The 19,994-nt window shown below is 51.2% G+C and carries 16 protein-coding genes and 1 rRNA gene; 10 read left to right on the top strand and 7 right to left on the bottom strand.

From position 1 onward, the window contains the following. Positions 1 to 87, top strand: a 5S ribosomal RNA gene (rrf, locus tag AB7S84_RS11010); the annotation flags it as partial. Between the two features lie 122 nt (positions 88 to 209). Beyond that, on the top strand, positions 210 to 1,196 hold the full coding sequence (locus AB7S84_RS11005) for a beta-ketoacyl-ACP synthase III (protein ID WP_020875466.1): 987 nt from the start codon (positions 210 to 212) through the stop codon (positions 1,194 to 1,196). A 177-nt stretch (positions 1,197 to 1,373) separates the two neighbouring features. Here AB7S84_RS11005 and AB7S84_RS11000 read toward each other — a convergent pair whose 3' ends face one another. From AB7S84_RS11000 to AB7S84_RS10980, 5 genes are all read right to left on the bottom strand, one after another. Next, positions 1,374 to 4,130 carry a DUF1566 domain-containing protein gene (locus AB7S84_RS11000; RefSeq protein ID WP_428154460.1) on the bottom strand — a complete coding sequence of 919 codons (2,757 nt, stop codon included), beginning with the start codon at positions 4,128 to 4,130 and terminating at the stop codon, positions 1,374 to 1,376. A gap of 141 nt (positions 4,131 to 4,271) precedes the next feature. After that, entirely contained in the window at positions 4,272 to 4,673 is a 402-nt protein-coding gene (locus AB7S84_RS10995) for an Hsp70 family protein (protein ID WP_428154458.1), read from the bottom strand. A 99-nt stretch (positions 4,674 to 4,772) separates the two neighbouring features. Then, positions 4,773 to 5,945, bottom strand: a complete 1,173-nt coding sequence (locus tag AB7S84_RS10990) for an Hsp70 family protein (protein WP_428154456.1) — start codon at positions 5,943 to 5,945, stop codon at positions 4,773 to 4,775. After that, positions 5,911 to 6,723, bottom strand: coding sequence for a nucleotide exchange factor GrpE (locus AB7S84_RS10985; RefSeq protein ID WP_020878140.1), 813 nt, complete (start codon positions 6,721 to 6,723; stop codon positions 5,911 to 5,913). Before AB7S84_RS10985 ends, AB7S84_RS10990 begins: the two co-directional genes overlap by 35 nt. 201 nt (positions 6,724 to 6,924) lie before the next feature. Further along, on the bottom strand, positions 6,925 to 9,027 hold the full coding sequence (locus AB7S84_RS10980) for a 6-phosphofructokinase (protein WP_020878139.1): 2,103 nt from the start codon (positions 9,025 to 9,027) through the stop codon (positions 6,925 to 6,927). A gap of 412 nt (positions 9,028 to 9,439) precedes the next feature. Here AB7S84_RS10980 and AB7S84_RS10975 point away from each other — a divergent pair, with 412 nt between their 5' ends. The 8 genes from AB7S84_RS10975 to AB7S84_RS10940 all read left to right on the top strand — a co-directional run bounded on the left by AB7S84_RS10975 (position 9,440) and on the right by AB7S84_RS10940 (position 19,230). Beyond that, positions 9,440 to 10,267, top strand: a complete 828-nt coding sequence (locus AB7S84_RS10975; protein WP_020878138.1) for a transporter substrate-binding domain-containing protein — start codon at positions 9,440 to 9,442, stop codon at positions 10,265 to 10,267. Between the two features lie 110 nt (positions 10,268 to 10,377). Further along, entirely contained in the window at positions 10,378 to 11,388 is a 1,011-nt protein-coding gene (locus tag AB7S84_RS10970; RefSeq protein WP_020878137.1) for an amino acid ABC transporter permease, read from the top strand. Further along, the gene (locus AB7S84_RS10965; RefSeq protein ID WP_020878136.1) at positions 11,388 to 12,119 is read left to right on the top strand and encodes an amino acid ABC transporter ATP-binding protein; all 732 of its coding nucleotides are present in this window, start codon (positions 11,388 to 11,390) and stop codon (positions 12,117 to 12,119) included. Before AB7S84_RS10970 ends, AB7S84_RS10965 begins: the two co-directional genes overlap by 1 nt. Before the next feature lie 227 nt (positions 12,120 to 12,346). Then, the gene (locus AB7S84_RS10960) at positions 12,347 to 13,024 is read left to right on the top strand and encodes a CBS and ACT domain-containing protein (protein ID WP_020878135.1); all 678 of its coding nucleotides are present in this window, start codon (positions 12,347 to 12,349) and stop codon (positions 13,022 to 13,024) included. A 50-nt stretch (positions 13,025 to 13,074) separates the two neighbouring features. Then, positions 13,075 to 13,764, top strand: coding sequence for a superoxide dismutase (locus tag AB7S84_RS10955; protein ID WP_144016471.1), 690 nt, complete (start codon positions 13,075 to 13,077; stop codon positions 13,762 to 13,764). Positions 13,765 to 13,959: 195 nt separating this feature from the next. Further along, a complete protein-coding gene (gene smc, locus AB7S84_RS10950) occupies positions 13,960 to 17,508 on the top strand; it encodes a chromosome segregation protein SMC (RefSeq protein ID WP_040416056.1) in 3,549 nt (1,182 codons plus the stop codon). Positions 17,509 to 17,680: 172 nt separating this feature from the next. Then, a complete protein-coding gene (ftsY, locus tag AB7S84_RS10945; protein WP_020878132.1) occupies positions 17,681 to 18,754 on the top strand; it encodes a signal recognition particle-docking protein FtsY in 1,074 nt (357 codons plus the stop codon). 203 nt (positions 18,755 to 18,957) lie between these two features. Further along, complete coding sequence (locus tag AB7S84_RS10940; protein WP_428154449.1) at positions 18,958 to 19,230, top strand: HU family DNA-binding protein; 273 nt, start codon at positions 18,958 to 18,960, stop codon at positions 19,228 to 19,230. A 147-nt stretch (positions 19,231 to 19,377) separates the two neighbouring features. On the opposite strand, the gene AB7S84_RS10935 is transcribed toward AB7S84_RS10940, so the two are convergent. Together AB7S84_RS10935 and AB7S84_RS10930 are read right to left on the bottom strand one after the other, a co-directional pair. Next, the gene (locus AB7S84_RS10935) at positions 19,378 to 19,656 is read right to left on the bottom strand and encodes an acylphosphatase (RefSeq protein WP_428154447.1); all 279 of its coding nucleotides are present in this window, start codon (positions 19,654 to 19,656) and stop codon (positions 19,378 to 19,380) included. An 81-nt stretch (positions 19,657 to 19,737) separates the two neighbouring features. Beyond that, positions 19,738 to 19,994, bottom strand: a 257-nt coding sequence (locus tag AB7S84_RS10930) for a BRCT domain-containing protein (RefSeq protein ID WP_428154445.1), incomplete at its 5' end; no start/stop codon positions are given.

Below are 19,994 nucleotides of genomic sequence, written 5' to 3'. Positions count from 1 at the left end.
GTTCCCATTCCGAACACGGAAGTTAAGCTCTTTTGCGCCGATGGTACTGCATGGGCGACTGTGTGGGAGAGTAGGACGCCGCCGTCAATACCAAAAAGCCCGTTTCTTCCCGAAACGGGCTTTTTTTATCTGAACCTACTGTATCCGCGATATATTCAAGCCGTCATCCACGAGCTGAGGCAATCTTACGCGATATGAAAGGATAATGCATGCGCGCGATAATCACCGGGGTTGGACATTTTTCTCCGGAAAAAAAATTGACCAACCATGAGCTTGAAAAAATGGTGGATACCAGTGATGAATGGATCACGATTCGAACCGGAATCAAGGAGCGGGCTGTTCTGGATAAGGAGAAGGGTACATCTTATATGGCCGTCGAGGCGGCAAGGATGATCTTTAAACACAGCCGCGTTTTACCGGAAGACATCGAGTTGATCATTTTAGCGACCATCACCCCCGATATGACCGTACCGAGCGCTGCCGCCATCGTCCAGAAAGAATTGGGCGCCAATCGATCCTGGGGGTTCGATCTGAACGGCGGATGTACAGGGTTCATATACGCCATTGCTACGGCATCGCAGTTTATAGAAACGGGAAGATATAAAAACGCTCTGGTGATCGGGGCTGATAAGATGAGCAGTATCATCAATTACGAAGATCGGAACACCTGCGTCATCTTTGGCGATGCCGCAGGAGCGGTGCTTCTCGAACGATCCGAAGACAATGATTTAGGCATTGTTGATTTTGACCTTCATATGGACGGCATTGGTGTGGAATATCTGAACGTTCTAGGCGGCGGCAGCCTGCATCCCGCAACAGCGGAAACGGTGAGGAAAAGGATGCACTACGTCTATCAGGACGGTAAGACCGTTTTCAAATATGCCGTCAAGGGCATGACCAATGTATCGGAAGCATTGTTGAAGCGAAATGGATTGACAGGAAATGATCTACATCATTTGATTCCTCACCAGGCCAATTATCGGATCATCGATGCCGTCGCGAAAAAGCTTGGTTTGACTTCGGAGCAGGTTGTTATCAATATTGAAAAATATGGTAACACAACCGCCGCAACTATTCCGCTTGCCATGTCTGAAGCGCATCAGATGCATCGTTTTCAAAAGAATGACTGGATGCTTCTTACCGCTTTTGGCGCCGGCTTCACTTGGGGAAGTGTTCTGCTCAAATGGGCGATTTGACTTCGATTCAATATATCATAATTCAAATTTCGGCATTCAGCGCCCGGTGCCGGCGCAAGTCGACCCATCCCCCCCCCACGCGGTATCGGTCAGGAATGGTGAACTCAGGATCGGACGATAAATACCCATGGGGATCCGAGGTGTTGATGTTATTCCGGTAGCACTGGATTCAAGATCTTATCTGACCGCCAGTACCGACCCGCAATTTTCGATTTTTTTGGATTCCTTTTTCCATTTCAGGGTGCTGTCGGGGGTGAAGACATAGGCCATTTTGTTCCAGCCATGCCAGAAGAGTTCCGATGTCCAGAAAAAATGGGTACGGTTTACGGGAAACGGGGTTTGGGCTTGAAGAATAATCTGCAACTCTTCCACTGAAGGGATGCGCCAGTCGTTATATCCCCCAGCGTTGAGATTTTTGACATATTGAATCGCTTCACGGTGGGTAATGCATTGATTGCCCGTATCTGTCGTATCGAAAAGGCACCACGTCAATCCGGTTCGCCGGTCTGTAGCCGTACCGTTTTTGTTGTCGATAAAGGATATTCCAGCGCTTCGCAGCCATTGGCTGATCCGGTGCTTCTCTTCGGATTTCAGGACGGCATTGCTCATATCCCGGCGACGTTGACGCTCCTCGATCTGTTTGTGTTTGACGAGAGCGACGAGAATGATTTTCGCTTTTGGAGTATAACTGCCCTGGGGATGGTTTCGGATAAAGGTCTCGACCCTGGCTATGCGATTCGACAGGCTTGTCCGGCGGTCTTGAACATAGGTTGTCACCGCTTTCCAGTCATGTATTTCCCTTTCTGTTTCATGTTGCCTGTTTTTCAAATTCTCCAGTTTTTCCATCTGGATCAATAGATATCGTGCTTCTTCGCCGAACCAGTCCTGAGGATATTTGGAGATAAAGCTCCTGATATCCTGGATACGTTTCGTGAGGTTCGATCGATCGTTGGGGATGTCCGCCGAAAGGCGCTTCCAATTCCGCTCCGCCTGCTTGAAGGTCTCGATCTGCCGATCGTAGCGGCGTATTTCGTCAACGATGCTTTTTTTGATGACCAAGGGCAGTTCCGGATTGAGTTCAAGATACGATAGATATATTTGTCTGGCCCCTTCAAAATCGAGTCCTTTTTTTTCCGCATCCTGTTTCATGGACACTAACTCTGATTGGCTTTGCAGGATCTTCTCATATTTTGTTTTCAGCATCGCGACATTTTCAGTGCGCTCGGCTTGGGGATATCTTTCAATGAAATGGCTGCAGAGTATAATGCAATCCCTCCAGGTTTCCTGCGCTTCACAGTCCGTGAGTTTTTCCTGGAGGATCTTGTAGTTTCGTTCTTCCAACGTGTTGGTAATTTCCAGAAGTCTTGTTTTCGCTGCTTCTTGATGGTGTCCGCCTGGATATTTCTCGAGATATCGGCGAAAAAGCGATTTGGCCATGGGCAGTTGCCCGCTCTGGATGAGAGTTTCAGACTCTGTGAGGACCTGATGGTAATCCCGGTCTTCGATAATCTTCTGAACGGATAGCAGCATGCTTTCCACTTCAGGCGTAAAATCGCTTTTGGGATATTTCTCCAGAAACGCGCGAAAAATCGTCTCCTTTTGTTCCGGTTTTCGTAGTTGCTCCGAACGCGCTATGACATTTCTGAATTCCTGGGCCAGCAGCTTCTTTTTGGCGGTAATGAAAAAAAAGACGGATGCCGATACCAGAACCATTGCTGCAATGATGGGGATCGGGCGAAGGAATACGGGCCGCCGTTTGGCAATGAACGGCTTGGGTTTCTCGATTTTCCGGTTTCTTTTGCGTAAATACCCTTCAATATGTAATCTCGCTTCATCAATATCCATTCCGAGTTTGAGAGCGTTTTTCATCAGAATTGAAAAATATTCCGCATGGATTTTTTTGCTGATGCCCGTGATATCCATGTCCGCCTCGAGTTCCTTGAGACGCGACAAGGTCAAACTGCGATCGTAGGCGCTCCGGTTTTCCTCGCTTTTGAAGATAAATATGCAATGTCCCGCCAGCGTTCCGCCGGCAGTCGTCCTGGCATCCTTCTGTCCGATTTTCCGGATCTCTATCTCCTTGTCGTGGGCCCTTTCCTGTAAAATACTCAAATCTGCGCTCGGTAAAACATCCAAAAAATCATAGAGAGAGGATTTCCCGACGAGTTTCAAGTTGTCTTCGATGAGCTTTTCTGTGCTTTTTTCCAGCGGTTCAGGTCGGTCTCGAAGAGGCGAAGCGTTTTTCTTGATGACGCACCGTATTCGGCGGACAATATTGTCCTCGGATATCAGATAAAGCCGGGACAGAGCCGTTATCTCTTGTCGAGCAATATAGCCTCTCCGGTTGCAGCGTTTGAGATAGGTGTCTATTTTCCTTCTTTTTTCGTCTTCTTTTTTTTGAATCCACTCTGACGCTTTTTCCGGTGTCAGAGCAAACTCCTTAATCAGACGCTTATGATATTTCGGATCGGTTTTCCCGGTTCGGATCAGTTCCTCGATGACATAGTTGATGAGAAAAAGATGTTGTTTTTGCGCAAGCCGCTCCTGAATGCATTCCCTGGAAACCCCATTCAGGCAAGCCAGTTTGGAGATTTCATCATTGGTGATGTGTCCTTTGCTCAACAGGAGAGCGATATGTCGATCGATTTTGATGTTGGATTTTTTTTCGTGCTCGATCAGAAGGTCTTTGGCCGCTTCAGCCTCCTTTTTCCGAAGGGCATCGTCCATCATGATTTTTCGGATTTCGGGGATGAGCCCCATGTAGTGTTGTGCTTGGGTACCTTTGGTCGGATGATTACGAAGACGACTCCAAAGTGCCTGCTTTTTTTGGATCGCATCCTCAATGACCTTTGGGTCATTTTCCGGAGGATCGATGGAAAGCTCCAAAATAAAGTAATAGTTTTTAACGTCCATGGATTGGCCTATCGATGGCATTCATTCACGTCTGTATGTTTATGGAGTGTGTCAGGTTTGGCAGTATCGAAATTGAAAAACGGCGCCTTTGCTCCGATAATCGTTGTCATGAACCATCAGAGAAGGGCGTGGTGCTATGCGAAAGGGGATAAAGAGAGTTGGCTATATGACAACAATGTGCTTGGCTCGCGCTTTGGCTTCTTCGAACTCTTTTCCTCGAATTACCGATCGGGTTTCAATGGTCACACTGACGGATCGATGCGCGTCGCTCATCTCTTCCGCCGTTATCTCCATGCGGCCTTCCCGATTGAGTTTGAAGATAATCTCTATTGGGGTATTGGCAGCGATATCGGGCGGCAGATTCAGAACCGCCGTTCCGATAAGTATGGAGTTCTCCAAAGTCGCGACAACATCATTTTCTTCGTTTTCCATGATCTGAATCGAGGCAATCTCTTGATTGTCAACCGCCGTCCCGAATGTTTTTTTGGTGTTCACGGGAACATCGTTGTTTTTGAGAATAAGGTTATAGACAATTTCATTGCCATTCTGGTCATGTGCGACCACACCAAAGCTTTTGCTGGTGACGTTTTTGATTTTGAGTTTCGCGTTTTGAATATCCTCGATGGAGTATCCGGTGTCGTTGGCGACGAGTTGTTCAACTTCCTAAATTATGTCGTCCAAGTCCAGTGCGCTGAAATCTTCAAGCTCATGAATCTTTTTTCCTGTTTTCTGTGAGATATGCTCTCGAACCTCATCTTGCAGAAACAGTTTCCAACCATAGATGGCAGCCCCCTTGGCGACAGCTTCATCCGGATCAAAAAGTTTTGGTTCTATACCAAATTCCTTCTTGATCCGTTGAACCACCATAGGCATCCGGGTCGATCCTCCGACCAGAATGATTTCATCGAAGTGTTTGTATCCCTTCTTCACAGCTTCTTCGAGCATATCGTGGGTAAGGGCGATCGTTCTTTCGAGGAGATCCTGGGTCAGACGTTCAAACACCTTGCGTTCAAATTGAAGCTTGATGCGTTCGCCGCCGTGAGTGATCAGAACCTTGGTGCTTTCCAACTGCGTGAGATTTTTTTTCGCTTTTTCAGCCGACAGCTGCAAGTCCTGACAGGTATCGGCATCCGCGAGGATATCCTCCCGTATACCGGTCTGGTTTTGAAATTCTTCCACAAGGTAAGCGATCACCCGATCGTCGAAATCCTTGCCGCCGAGGTTGTGGTCGCCTCCTGTGCAGATGACTTCGATACTCTCATCCGGCTTTATGTCGATCATGGTGATGTCAAAGGTGCCTCCCCCCAGATCATATACAAGGATAACGCGCTCTTCATCTGTCTCAATCGAACCGTAAGCAATCGCGGCGGCAGTGGGTTCATTGATGATCTGCCGGACGTCGAATCCGGCAATTTCACCGGCTCTTTTTGTCGCTTCTCGTTCATTGATGCCGAAGTAGGCCGGACACGTTATGACAAGATTTTCCGTTCCGGATAATCCCAGATAGTGTTCGGCATCCTGAACGATTTTTCGAATGATAAAGCTCGAAATCTCCTCGGCACGATAGCGTACGGCATTATGTTCGAAAATGAAATTGGGTTCTCCCATTGAGCGTTTGACAAAACTCACGACATCGTTGGGATAGAGCTTTGAGTTCTCCTTTGCGATATCGCCGACAATGATATTGTTTCCGTTGAAGAAAACCACTGACGGGGTCAGCCGTTGACTTTCCGAATTCGGGATGACGACGGTTTTCCCGTATTCGTCAACGCATGCGATGGAAGAGTATGTGGTACCGAGATCAATACCAAATATTCTTTTTGGATGACCACTCATCGCTGTCCCCCGCTTTCTTTTCCAATTCCGGCGTTCTATAAATATAGACCGATACCATCTCCGGTCGAATGACCTCGCCGTCCCATACATACCCCGGGCGTAGGCTTTCTGCAACTGTTTTGTCCTTTGCCCTATCCGGCGTGTCGAGTTTTTTGAGAATTCTCTGTCGACTCGGGTCAAAGGTGTTATCAGTGCATTTGAAGGGTCTGATTCCCTGTCTGCAACAGATATCTTCGAGATCTTCAGGAATGGATTTCAATAGATTGATCAGTTTCGTCGCCTGTTGAGGCGTGTTGTCATCCAATTGATGGAGCGTCAGATAATGAGTGATCTTTCGCATTCCGTCGATAAATTGGATGATATCCATGATTGTCGGCAGAAAGTATTTCTTGAGATGATTGCTTTTGTATTGCTGGAGTTCCTCGTGCAGATTATCGATGATTTTGTCCTTGTGGGCATCCGTTTTGATTTTGACCTGAAATTCCTTCCGGAGGACGGACAACTGGTTGGTGATGTCTTCCAGTTTTTGCTCAAAGGGCGTTATAGCCTCTGCCTTCGAGGATATGGCAAGATCATCTTCGTTGATGCGGTCGCCTGTCACCTGGACCTTCTCCTCAGTTCCTCCCGGGATGTGATGATCGCCCTCGCCGACGAAACCCGTCGGTTTTTCGGGGGGCGATTCATTGAGATACCGATCCCATTCCGTTTGGCGAGGGCCAGGGAGCCTCGTCTCGGATTCCGAATTTTCGGGGTTTTCCAAGGGGGCGTCCTGGGGCATCAGAGAAAGCTCCTTTCTCGTTCCTCGCATAGATGACGGGTTTGGTGATTCAACTATAACGGATAATCTAACTTTTTATAATAATACAAAAAAATAAATAATAATATATGTTATAAGGTAAACAGATGTGATCTGTCAATGAAAAAGATCCGTTTCGGAATGCTGCGGCACGATGCGACAACGGTGCAAAAGAGCATTTTCTTAAACGTCCATAGACCGACGAGACAGAGCATTCAAGAGCAACGTGAGCGGTCGACTTTCGTCGATTTCGCTGGACAGTCTCACGGGCCCGGGGTGTCGGTAGTTATCCTCTCCGGGAAACGCAGCCAACCATGATTCCCGATTTGCCTTAACGGCCTGAAACGCGACGGCCTCGAGATCGACGATGCTGCGCTCGATGACCAGGGCCAATTTCCCTTTTCGTTCCTCAAGATGCATCAATGGGGCGATGGGAATGCCGATGGGCTCCCAATCCGACAGAGCATGCTCCAGATTCTTGATGGCGGCCATCTGGCCGGTGGCCCCGTTGGCAATCAGACTGAAGACGGTAAGACCCAGATTGTAGGTGTATAAGCAGTCGAAATAGGTGGGATCGCTTCCTCGGCCGTCGTAGCCGTAAAAATGGGTCTGTATTTTGAAGTCGGGAACCGATTTTTTGTATATTTTCTGAATGGGTGGTGGAATCTCCCTGCCTTCCTCCATGGCATCTTCCTTCAGGAGGGCTTGTTTGAGGGTCTTGAGGGAGATGATATCCGCCTTCATCAGGAGGTATTCGCCGTCTTCCCAGTTGGAAAACAGCACATGGCCGTATGTTTCGGGATCCATACCGCCTGCCCTGAGGGTTTTGATAAAGTAGTCCCTGCGGATGCCGATGCGGTAATGCCCTTGTTCCTGAAGAATCTTGAGGTAGTCCTTGACCAGGTCCATTAACACCTTCTCGGTTTCGACCTGTGAGAAGGGAAAATTTCCATGGCTGTCTCTTTCCATGAGGAGGCCTTCCTGGAAAAAGTCCGGAATATCGTTGAACAGGTCCTCATCGCGGGTGTTCCAGACAGTGAAGGCGCTCTCGTCTCTGGACCGTTGGGCCAGGCGCCTCAGGTATTCGAGTTTGTCCGCCAGAAGCGGAAAATCCTGGTGGAAGCTCACGTCGTGGGTTGCGTTGTATTCGGCGATGATGGTATTGAGTTTAACGATAAAAATTTGAATTTCATTGATAAATTCCAGTATGCCCTCGGGGATCACCATTACCCCGTAATTTTTTCCCACTGCCGCCCGCCGGACAATCCCCTCACAGATCACCCGGGAGAGATTGCGGAGCGTCATGCCGTAAGCCGTGTAGTCGATGGTTCCGGTTTTTTCCGCTCGTTCAAGACGGGCCGTGTCGACATAATCGGCCAGTTCTTCCCCGATGAACGTCATGTTGGCATGGGTCTGGAGAGCGACCTCCAGAGCCAGATGACTTGCGACCCGCCCCATGACCTTACAGATATGCCAGTATTTGACATCCGAGCTTCCGTCGGTGCATAGATTCGATATTGCGCCTGCGAAAGCCCTCGCAGCCGAGTGAAAACCGAAAGACATGGCACACAGGACGTTGCCGGCATCGTCTCTGACCTGGATATCCCCGTCGATGGTCTTGGGAACCCCGATAACCTGGATCCCGTCCGCCAACATCTCCTGGGCCAGAAACGCGGCGTTGGTGTTGGAATCATCTCCGCCGACAACCACGAGAGCATTCAGTCCAAGGTGTCTACAGGTTTGTCGGGAAAGTGTCATTTTCTGGGGCGTGTCGATTTTCGTCCGGCCGGTCTTGATCATGGAGAATCCGCCTATGTTGCGGTACCGGTCGACGGTGTCGCGGGTCAACTCGATCGCTTCGTTTTCGATAATCCCGTCCGGCCCCATGAGAAAACCATAGATCGTGCTGTCCGGGTTGGCCTTTTTCGCCGCATCAAAAAGGCCGGCGATGACGTTGTGCCCTCCGGGTGCCGGCCCGCCTGAAAAGACGATGCCGATTTTTCTTGGCTTTTCATAAGATTCCCGATGGGCCGGGTTGTCGGTCTCAACGACACGCTGGACCCGATTGCCGATGATGCCGGACAATTTGGTCTTTGCTTCTCTGTCGATCCGAAAGGTATAGGTGTCGTCAGTTTCCAACGTGGTGTAAGGCGCGTGAAACACCTTGCATTTCGGCGGCTCAAATCCCGTTCGTTCGATGAGGGCCGAGGTGACGTTTCCTGTTGCCCGCCGGGCTTCGGATGTTTCAAGGACGTTTTCAATAGGCGGTGATGTGCTCTCGGGCATCGATTTCCTCCATGGCGTTAGGCATACTCAAGATCCTGCACGATCGACATCTCGTGGGAGATGAAGCGGGCGTTCGTCTATCGCCGTTTCCGCAGATCTTACCGGCAGGGCTTTTACGAGATTCATGAAAATGATAGGCGGCAGACATGACTAAAATACTTGAATATTTTATCCTCTCATAAATATCCTGTCAAGAGTCTTTAAAATTACTACTAAAAATCAGGAAGTTGTGTTATCATCTAACCTCCGACTTTCACAGCCGTATCCTCCCGGCACCGCTTTCCGGTCACCATCATGAAAGTCGAAAGTTGAGTTATCAGTCTCGTATTCGTTCTCAAAAAACCATTTACTTTGTGAGGCGGGCGTTATAAATAGATGTAATCTACTTAAATCATTATCAAGGAGGTTGTCGATGAAGCGAAATTTTCACACTGGAGCGATCTTGGTGCTGGCGTTGTTGATGAGTTCGATTGGGTCCTCGTGGGCGGCGGATATCGATCTGGCGAAAAAATCGACCATTGAACAAATCCTCCAGAAAGGCGAACTTCGGGTGGGCTTCGAGGCGGGCTACATGCCGTTTGAAATGACCGACCAGAAGGGGGAATTCGTCGGCTTCGACATCGACATGGCCAAGATGATGGCCAAGGCCATGGGCGTGAAATTCGTTCCGGTCAACACTGCCTGGGACGGCATCATTCCTTCACTCATTACCGGGAAGTTCGATATCATCATGAGCGGCATGACCGTCACCCAGGAGCGAAATCTGAAAGTGAATTTTGCCGATCCTTATATCGTTGTCGGTCAGGCGATTTTGCTCAACAAAAAGCATGAAGGCGCTATAACCTCTTACAAGGATCTGAACGATTCCAAATACATCGTCACCTCCAAGCTCGGTACGACCGGCGAGCAGGCCGTGAAACGCTACATTCCCAAATGCACCTACAAATCCTTCGAGACCGAGACCGAGGCCGTTCTCGAGGTCATCAACGGCAAGGCCGATGCCTATGTTTACGATCAGCCCAACTGCGTTGTCATCATGGCACAACAAGGCAGCGGCAACCTGGTGTTTCTGGATGAGCCGTTTACCTATGAACCCCTGGCATGGGCTATCACCAAAGGTGATCCTGATTTTTTGAACTGGTTGAACAACTTCCTGCGGCAGGTCAAAAACGACGGTCGATATGATCAGATTTACAACAAATGGATCAAAAGCACCGATTGGTACCAGAACGTGAAGTAATTTCAGATCCTTTACAGGCTCGGACGTGTCTGTCGAGATTCAGGTCCGGAATTTCGCTATCCGGACCTGGGTTGTGATCAGCCGAAACCGCCCAAAAGAAAAACATATAGATGAACTCAACCTTGACGCTTCAAAAGCTAAGGCAGAAAAGATCGTATTTTACATGGGCTACGGTATTTTTTTTGCTGTTGGCCGCCGCCATTGCCGGACTGTATTATGCCGCTGCCCAGATCGATTATGTGTGGCGCTGGTATCGAATCCCCAGATATTTTTATTACCAGGAAGACATTGAAATTCGATCGGAGATTGCCGGGGAGGTAACGGCCATAACGTATGCGGGGGACGGTGTTTCCATCACCGTCAAGGGAGACAACGGGGAAGAAACCTATAGCGCTCCGACGCGGACCGTACAGGTCAGCGACGGCGATCTGATTTTTGTCGGCGACACGCTTGCCTCCTACAAAACGTGGAAGGTTGGCATTCTCCTGTTGGGGTTGTGGATTACCATCAAGGTCAGTCTGATCGCCATTTTTTTCGGAATCCTGATCGGCGTGTTCGCCGGACTCGCCAGGATATCCACCAATCCCGCCTTGAAGTGGAGCGCCATTACATATATCGAACTGATCCGGGGATCGCCGTTACTGGTGCAGATTTTTATCTGGTATTTTGTTCTCGGAACGCTGATCAACACACTTCTCATCAAACAACAGGTCGGCATCACCATTCCGCCCCTGTGGTTCGGCGTTGCTGCCCTGGCATTTTTTACGGGCGCCTATGTCGCCGAGATGGTCCGCGCCGGCATTCAATCCATCCACCGCGGGCAGACCGAAGCGGCCCGATCCCTGGGGATGACTTATGGTCAGACAATGGTCCATGTCATCCTGCCTCAGGCCATGCGTCGTATACTGCCTCCCCTTGCCGGTCAATTCATCAGCCTCATCAAGGATTCCTCGTTGCTGGGGATCATCGCCATACGGGAGCTCAGCAAAGCCACACGAGAGGTGGTAACCACCAGTTTGCAACCCTTCGAACTCTGGTTCGTGTGCGCTCTTCTTTATCTTGTTCTCACCTTTTCGCTTTCCATGTGGGTGCAGTATCTGGAAAGGAGGACCCTGGTATAGTGATTGATGTCAGGAATATATCGAAAACCTTTATCGTTCCCCATGAGGTCCGCGCATTGGTCGATGTCTCGAACACGGTCAAAGCAGGGGAAGTCGTGGTGGTCATCGGTCCGTCGGGATCCGGCAAGAGTACGTTCATTCGTTGCCTGAACCACCTGGAGGTTCCGGACGAGGGGCATATTTTCATTGACGGTGTCGATATTCTGGATCCCAAAACCGACATTAATAAGGTTCGCACGGAGGTCGGCATGGTGTTTCAGTCCTTTAACCTCTTCCCCCATAAGACCGTATTGGAGAATGTCACTCTGGCCCAACGAGTGGTCCGGAAGCGCGGGAAGGAGGAAGCGCTCGACCGGGCCATGATCCTTCTCAAAAAAGTCGGGATCCAGGACAAGGCCAACGTCTACCCGGATCAACTTTCCGGAGGACAGCAACAGCGGGTCGCTATCGCCCGGGCACTGGCCATGGACCCTAAGATCATGCTTTTCGACGAACCGACATCGGCATTGGATCCTGAGATGATCGGCGAGGTGCTGGATGTCATGAAGACCCTGGCCAGGGAAGGTATGACCATGGTGGTGGTGACCCATGAGATGGGGTTTGCACGGGAGGTGGCCGATCGAGTCATCTTCATGGATCACGGTGCCGTCGTTGAGGAAGGGACCCCCGAGCATTTCTTCAGGAATCCGACCCACGATCGGACCAAGCTCTTTTTAAGCCAGATACTCTGATAAGAAACGATATGGCGGCGCGATGAGCGCCGATGCCCGTTCATATTTCACCAGGATCCATTGAACTCTGCTACCCGAGGAGAAAGCCGCTTTGTTTTATGGGATCCGGCCATGTTTGTCTTGACGACATTCGACGTTTATTTTGTTGATGCCGAGGACCTGCCTCCCGGATGGATGAGGCGGGAAGCAAAGCCCTTTTCAAACCACAAACCCGGAGGAGAACCGATATGTATGTTGGCAGGGTCATGCATACAGATCTCGTTACCGTGACGCCGGAAACGCCTGTCGCCGAGGCGCGGGACATTCTCGTCGAAAAAAGTATCGACCATCTTTTGGTGGTCGATAAAAAAGGCCGTCTCAAGGGGATCATTTCCGACAGGGATATCAAGCAGAGTTGGGCCTCTCCGGCGACTTCCCTCAGCGTCCATGAACTGAATTACCTTCTAAGCCGCCTGACCGTCGATATGGTGATGATCCGAAAAATTATTTCTATTTCACCCGACACCACCATCGAGCGGGCGGCTCTTCTCATGCAGGAGAATCGAATTCGGTCGCTGCCGGTCATGGAAGACGATCGACTGGTGGGGATCATCACCACGACCGATGTCATGGGCGTGCTCCTGTCGGCCATCGGTATCGATCAGGATAGCCGACGGTTCGTCGTGCTTGTCGACCGGGACCGCATCGGGAGCGTCGCGGAGATCACGAATATCCTGAAAGAGAAGAAGGTCAACATTTTAAGCCTTTTTGCATGGCCGGACAAGGGGGTCCCGGGGGTGTATCACCTGGTGATGCGGGTGCCTTCGGCAGACGGCGACCGTGCCGTTTCGGCCCTGACGACCGGAGGGTTTAAGGTGTTGACCGGATACGTAAAGGATATCACTCCCTATCTGCCGTCTCCATGAATGTCGTCCGTGTCGCGATTCATCACTACCCCCATTCAAGAGAGGAGATTATGAAAAGAAGAGAATTTATAAAAGTTTCAGTAGGTTTAGGGGCGATCGCAACACTTCAGATGGCCGGCATCAGCTGCAGTGAAAAGCGTGCCGGCGGATCGGTGTCCCTGCCTCCGTTGCCTTACAAGGCGGATGCGTTGGCGCCCGGTATTTCCGCAAGGACGATGTCTTTCCATTACGGCAAGCACCATCGCGGCTATGTTGACAAACTCAATACACTTATCCGCGAAACGTCGCTTGCGAACCTCCCGATCGAGGAGATCATCCGGAAAACCCACGGAAAGACGGACCAGATCGCGGTGTTTAACAATGCGGCCCAGGTTTACAACCATACCTTTTATTGGAACAGCATGATTCCCGGTGGGGGCGGAAAACCCAGGGGAATCCTTGCCGACAGGATCGACGCGGCTTTCGGTGGTTATGATCAGTTCGTTCAAGAATTTACGAACGTGGCGGCCTCACAGTTCGGAAGCGGCTGGGCGTGGCTGGTCCAGGACGAAGCGTCATTGAAGATCGTGGGGACATCCAACGCCGATACGCCCATTACGGCAGGGATGAAGCCGCTTTTGGTCATTGACGTATGGGAGCATGCCTATTATCTGGATTATCAGAATCGCCGGAAGGAGTATATCACGGCTTACCTGAACGACCTGGTCAACTGGAGCTTCGCTGAAAAAAATCTCGTATAATCGACCGATGACACAGCTGATTAAAAAGGCAGGGCCCAAGGCTTTGCCTTTTTCCTTTTCAGCTGGATTGTTAAACATTCAAGGTGGTCTTCCTGAAAACATCTTGCTCTTAGAGGAAATCAGAGAAACACCGGATAAGCGGGAACTGTGCTTTCCGGAATTTCGGCAGCAGGTTGCGGAATGAGACTTAAAAAAATGGAACTTGTCGGTTTCAAATCCTTCGGTGAGAAATCGGTGATCGCTTTCCCACCGGGAATTTCCGCCATCGTCGGTCCCAACGGTTGCGGCAAGAGCAACATTGTCGACGCCCTGCGGTGGGCCATGGGTGAAATGAGCGTCAAGCAGCTGCGCGGCAAATCGATGGAGGATATCATTTTCGCCGGTGCGAACGGCAGGCCTCCAATGAACCTGGCCGAGGTTTCCCTGACGCTTTCCAATGAAAACGGGACGGCTCCTGAAGCGTTCAAACATTTTTCGGAGATCATGTTGACGCGCCGCCTCTACCGTTCCGGGGAAAGTCTCTACATGATCAACCGTCAGCCCTGCCGTCTGAAGGATATCCACAATATCTTTCTGGGCAGTGGAATGGGCGCGAAATCCTATGCCGTGATTCAACAGGGCAATATCGGTGCCATCACGGATGCAGGTCCTGAGGAACGACGCTTTTTCATCGAGGAAGCGGCGGGCGTCACCCGATACAAGCAGCGAAAAAAAGAGACCCTCAGAAAGTTGGATGCCACCCATCAGAACCTGTTGCGGGTTCGGGACATCGTGTCCGAGGTCGAACGTCAGATGAAAGGCCTCGACCGGCAGGCCAGGAAGGCCGAGCAGTACCGAAAATATCAGGAAAAGATTCGAATTCTCGACTTGCATCTGTCCATCACAGCGTACGATGGATATTCAGAGCGGATCAAGCAAAACGACGACCGCCTCAGGGGCCTGAAGGATGCCGACATCGCGTATACCACCCGCTTGAACCGATTGAATGCGGCTGTGGAGGAGATCAAGCTTCGGCGGTCGCGCAAAAATCAGGAGATCTCGACACAGCGATCCCATAAATTCGAGCTCCAACGTCGTATCGATCGCGCAGAGAGTGACCTGAGCCATCGCAAGAACGAGATCGATCGCCTGATCCAGGAGGCTGTAAATCTGAGAAAGCTTTACGGGGAACTGGCGTCTAAAAATCAAAAAATCATTGAGGAACGGACGACGGTCGATCAACACAACCAGGCGCTTCGCGAAGAGATCGCACAGATAAAGGATTTGCTGACACAGGAAGAGAAAGGTGCGCTGGCGGTCCGCAACCGGCTCGCGGAACTTCGGGAGGCTGAGGCCCGGTGTAAAAATCATCTGATGACGGTCGTGGGAGAAGAAGCCAAATTTCAAAACATCTGCCGGAACGCCCTCCATAACCAGGAACATTTGAAGCGGCGCTTGAGAAAAATAGATGAGGACGAGGCGCTGGCGTCATCCCGACTCAAAGAGATCGAAACTCAGGCAACCCGGATTCAGGAGTCGCTTTCCCTTTCCCGGAGCGAGATTGGATCCCGGGATCAAAGAATCCTTGAAATCCGTGCATGTATCGACGCGGGGAATCGCACGCTTTCCGATCAGGTCAAGCGCGTTCAAGCGCTTGAGTACGATCGACATCACACGCATTCCCGGCATGCGGCGCTCAAGAAGATGGCGGAAAATTACGAATGGTATCGGGACGGTGTTAAAACCATCATGACGGGTGCCGATCCATCAGAGATTCTTGGCCTGATTGCCGACGTCATCGATCCATCGGCGGGTGTCATACCGGCGATCGAGGCTGTTTTAGGGGAAGCCCTCGAGTATGTTCTCGTCAGGGACGCCGAAGTCGGCGGTGCGGCCATCGATCGCTTACGGGAGGAAAACGCCGGTCGGGGCGGTTTCGTCCCGGTTGCCGCCCTGCGTCAGCCGGATTCATGTCTTCCCGGCGAAACGCCAAACCTGTTATTGAATCACCTCAAGGCTAAATCCGGCTTTGAGGATGTCGTTCACAGTCTTCTGGGGAACGTGGTGCTGACGGATTCCCTGGAAGCGGCGATAGAAAGCCATCGCCGAAATGGAAACGGCGCCACCTTTGTCACCCGGGAAGGCGATGTGGTTTCCCATCACGGGGTAATGATCGGTGGCAGCAGCGACCGCCTCTCGGGCATCCTGATGAAGAAGCAGGAGATGAGCGCTCTGGAAGGTCGCCTCACTGAACTGAATGATGCGCTGGCCGACGCCCGGACCGTCCAGGAGACATTGGAAATCCGGGTCAGAGATTTAGAGAAAAATCTCCATCTGGAAACCGAGGAGAAAAACGAAGCCGTGAAGGCAGCCTTTGAGGCTGAGAAATCCCTGATCAAAGTGACGGAGACGTTGAAGCATGCCGGTCAAACGTTGGAACGCCTGCGAATGGAGCAGGATCAACTTCTGGAAGAGTCGGATCATATTGACGAAGAGATGCGTCGCTGTCATACGGCGTTGTCCCGCACTACGGAAGCGGTCAAGGCCGCTCAAGCGGAGGTGGTCGATATCGAACGGGACACCGCGGCCGTTTCATCGGATTTCGAAGGGGTCGAAGCGAGAATTGTCGATGTCAAACTTCGCTTGACGGCACGGACGGCGGCAATGGAAAATGGTCTCAATGCCGCTCGACGCTTGAAGGAATTTCAGGCCGACGGAGACATTCGGCTGGAGCAATTGCTGAAGGATATCGAAATCAAGGAAGGGAAGCGCCGAGAGATGAAAGCCGGTCTGGCGACGCTGGAATCGTCCTTACAGGGTCTGCATGAGGAGATCCGGCGTTTGGATGAGGTGCTGAAAAGCAGCGAAGCGGATTACGAGGAGACCGAAGCCCTCCTGAGAGCACGCGGTGATTTGATTTCAGAGGTGCAGGGTTTGCGAAATGAGACCGTCGACAAGATTCGGACGATTGAGATGGAACAGTCTCAGCTTCATATCAAGCGGGAGACCGTCGAAAGCCGAGTGGCGGAGCGTTACCAACGTCCTCTGGCAGCCTTTCGTCCCGAACTCGCCGATCTTGATTTGGGTCGCGGCATGACCGTGGACGAAACGGCGGCGGCCCTTGAGGAACTCCGACGGAAGTTGGAGCGGATCGGGGATGTCCATTTGGGGGCCATCGATGAATACAAGGCACTCACCGAACGGCATGAATTTCTGAAGACGCAGCAGGCGGATCTTGTAAAGGCCGTGGATGACCTTCATAAGGTGATCCGAAAAATCAACCGGGTTTCCCAGGACAAATTTCTGGATACTTTCGCCAGGATCAACGAAAAGCTGGAAGAGGTCTTCCCACGCCTCTTTTCAGGCGGTTCCGCCAGGCTGATCCTGACGGAACCGAACGATCCGCTGGAGACCGGCGTAGAATTCATGGTGCATCCTCCGGGGAAGAAGCTGACCCGATTGACGTTGCTGTCCGGCGGAGAGAAGGCCTTGTCGGCCATTGCCTTCGTGTTTTCCATTTTTCTGATCAAACCGGCGTCCTTCTGCATCATGGACGAGATTGACGCCCCCCTGGACGAGGCCAATGTTTATCGTTTCAACGAACTTCTCAGGATCATCGGTGAAAATTCACAGATCATTATGATCACCCATAAAAAGAAAAGCATGGAATTTGCCGATACCTTATTTGGTATCACCATGGAGCAAAAAGGTGTCTCAAGGATCGTTTCGGTCAATCTGGAAGGCCAGGCAGCACCGTTCAACTGAACGTCCTTTCCGGCGCCGAGACCGCCGGCATGTCTGAGCGGCGCACTTTCAGGCATGGACTCAGAGAGCGCCGCCATCGGAATATGCCGCGCCGGTACCGGCGTCCGCCGAGGATATCGTCAATAAATCAAGAAAGACATCGTCAATAAATCAAGGAGGATCGCGTCTGACCATGGGATGGTTTAAAAAGAAAAACAAGCAGGATCAAAAGGACGAAACAACGTCCAGGCCCGTTGAAGGCCAAGCTGATGAGATCGAAAATCGTCATTCACGTGCGGATGTTTCATCTCCGGATCACCGGGACTGCGACCCATCGGATGAGGATGCCGGGAGAAAAAAATCAAAGGGATTTTTTCGGCAGTTGAAACGGGGACTCTCCAAAACCCGGGATGTTCTCACTACCGATATCGACGAGTTGTTTCGCGGCAGGAAAAAGCTGGATGCGGATCTTCTTGAAGAGATTGAGGAACTCTTGATCACATCGGATATGGGGGTTGAGACAACCATGACGCTCATCGATCGGATTTCCAAAAAATCAGGAGGGATATCCAACGCCAAAGAGTTGAAGGCGGTCTTGAAGGCCGAGGTCTGCGCCTTGATGGCCAAGCCCGCTCCGGCAACAGCCTCTCCTCGAAAACCCCATGTCATTATGGTGGTGGGCGTCAACGGCGTCGGAAAGACGACGACAATCGGAAAACTGGCTGCCCGATTCGCCGGCGAAGGCAAGGGGGTCATTATCGGTGCGGCAGACACCTTTCGGGCGGCGGCCGTTGAACAACTGACGATTTGGGCCGAACGGGCGGGGGTGGATATTGTGAAACATCGAGACAACGCCGACCCGGCGGCCGTGGCTTTCGACAGCGTCGAGGCGGCCACGGCCAGGGGAAAGGATATTGTCATTATCGATACGGCCGGGCGACTTCATACCAAAGTCAATCTCATGGAGGAACTCAAGAAAATCAAGCGTGCCGTCGCCAAGAAACTCCCCGACGCACCCCATGACATCTACCTCGTCATCGATGCCACAACCGGCCAGAACGCCCTGTCCCAGGCAAAGCTTTTCAACGATTCCATGGGAATCACCGGTTTGATACTGACGAAGCTGGACGGCACCGCCAAAGGCGGGGTCGTAATCGGTATCTGCAACACCCTGGATATTCCCCTGACCTATATCGGGGTTGGCGAAGGCGTGGATGACCTGCAAAAATTCGATCCCGAACAATATGCAGAGGCGCTCTTTAGTTGATATTCAAGAATTTGTAAGCCATGATTGTTGTAAATCCTTAGGCGAAGGCGATCCATAGACAAGAAGTTGAAAAAAGTGTTGATTGAAGCGGTTTTAGGTTGACAACCCCAACAAGCTACTGTATTCAGCTGACAATTGCAGTGCTTAAATGAAACGGCGGACAAGACGGTGTTCAATCAACACGGGGGGCAAGGAGACAGCACATGACAAAAGCGGATTTGATCGAAAAAATTGCTGAGGATACCGGTATCTCTAAAGCAATGGCGGCAAAGGCTCTGGAGTCGTTCATCGAGGGTGTCGGTCAGGCCCTCAAAAAAAAGGACGGGAAGGTGACCCTGGTTGGATTCGGCAGCTTTTCCAAAATCCGACGGAAAGCCCGGAAGGGCCGCAATCCACAGACCGGCGAGGCGATCCGAATCAAGGCCTGCAACGTCGTGAAATTCCGGCCCGGCAAAAAACTCAAGGACGCCGTTTGACGACATAAAGAACGGAGAAGGGTTTATAGAGACACCGAAATTCCAAGAACGACCCAATAAAGAACGACCCAATAAAGATCAGAAGCTTTCCCCAGCAGGTGTGCCTGTCCGAACATCAGCCCGACAGGCACTTGTCTTGAATATTCGTCAATAGATGATCTTAAAATCGATGAATCCCTCCCGCGCCTCATCCCATTTGACGTCGATATCATCGACACGGGCGCTGGAGGATCCTTTTTTACACCATTCCAGCATGGCGGCGACCGCTTCCTGGGTGCCTTCGAAAACCGCTTCCACCGTTCCCTCCGGCCGATTTTTCACCCACCCCTTGATCCCGTGAGCGACGGCGGCCCGATGGGTTTCCGCCCGAAAGAACACGCCCTGGACCTTTCCTGAAATAATGACATGAGCTCTGGTGCCTTTCATTTTTCCTCCCTATGTTTCCGAGGTATACAGGGACAGACGCCCTGAACCGTTTTTCGTCAGCCCGGTTTCGGATTCCTGCGATTACAGAAGGTTTTGCAGGTCCGACTCGTCGATGATTTCAATCCCCAGCGTCTTGGCTTTGGCCAACTTGCTGCCGGGATTGCTGCCGACAACGAGGTAATCCGTCTGCCGGCTGATAGTCCCGGCCACTCTGCCGCCCGCGGCTTCTATGCGTGCTTTTGCTTCTATGCGGGTCATGCTTGCAAGGGTTCCGGTCAGAACGAATGTTTTGCCCACCAGGCGGCCCGATGCCGGATCATCCGTCATTATAAGAGAGA

It is taken from the genome of Desulfococcus sp. (assembly GCF_050178255.1).
Taxonomy (GTDB): Bacteria; Desulfobacterota; Desulfobacteria; order Desulfobacterales; family Desulfococcaceae; genus Desulfococcus; species Desulfococcus multivorans.
This window is presented reverse-complemented; position numbering and strand designations above follow the sequence as displayed.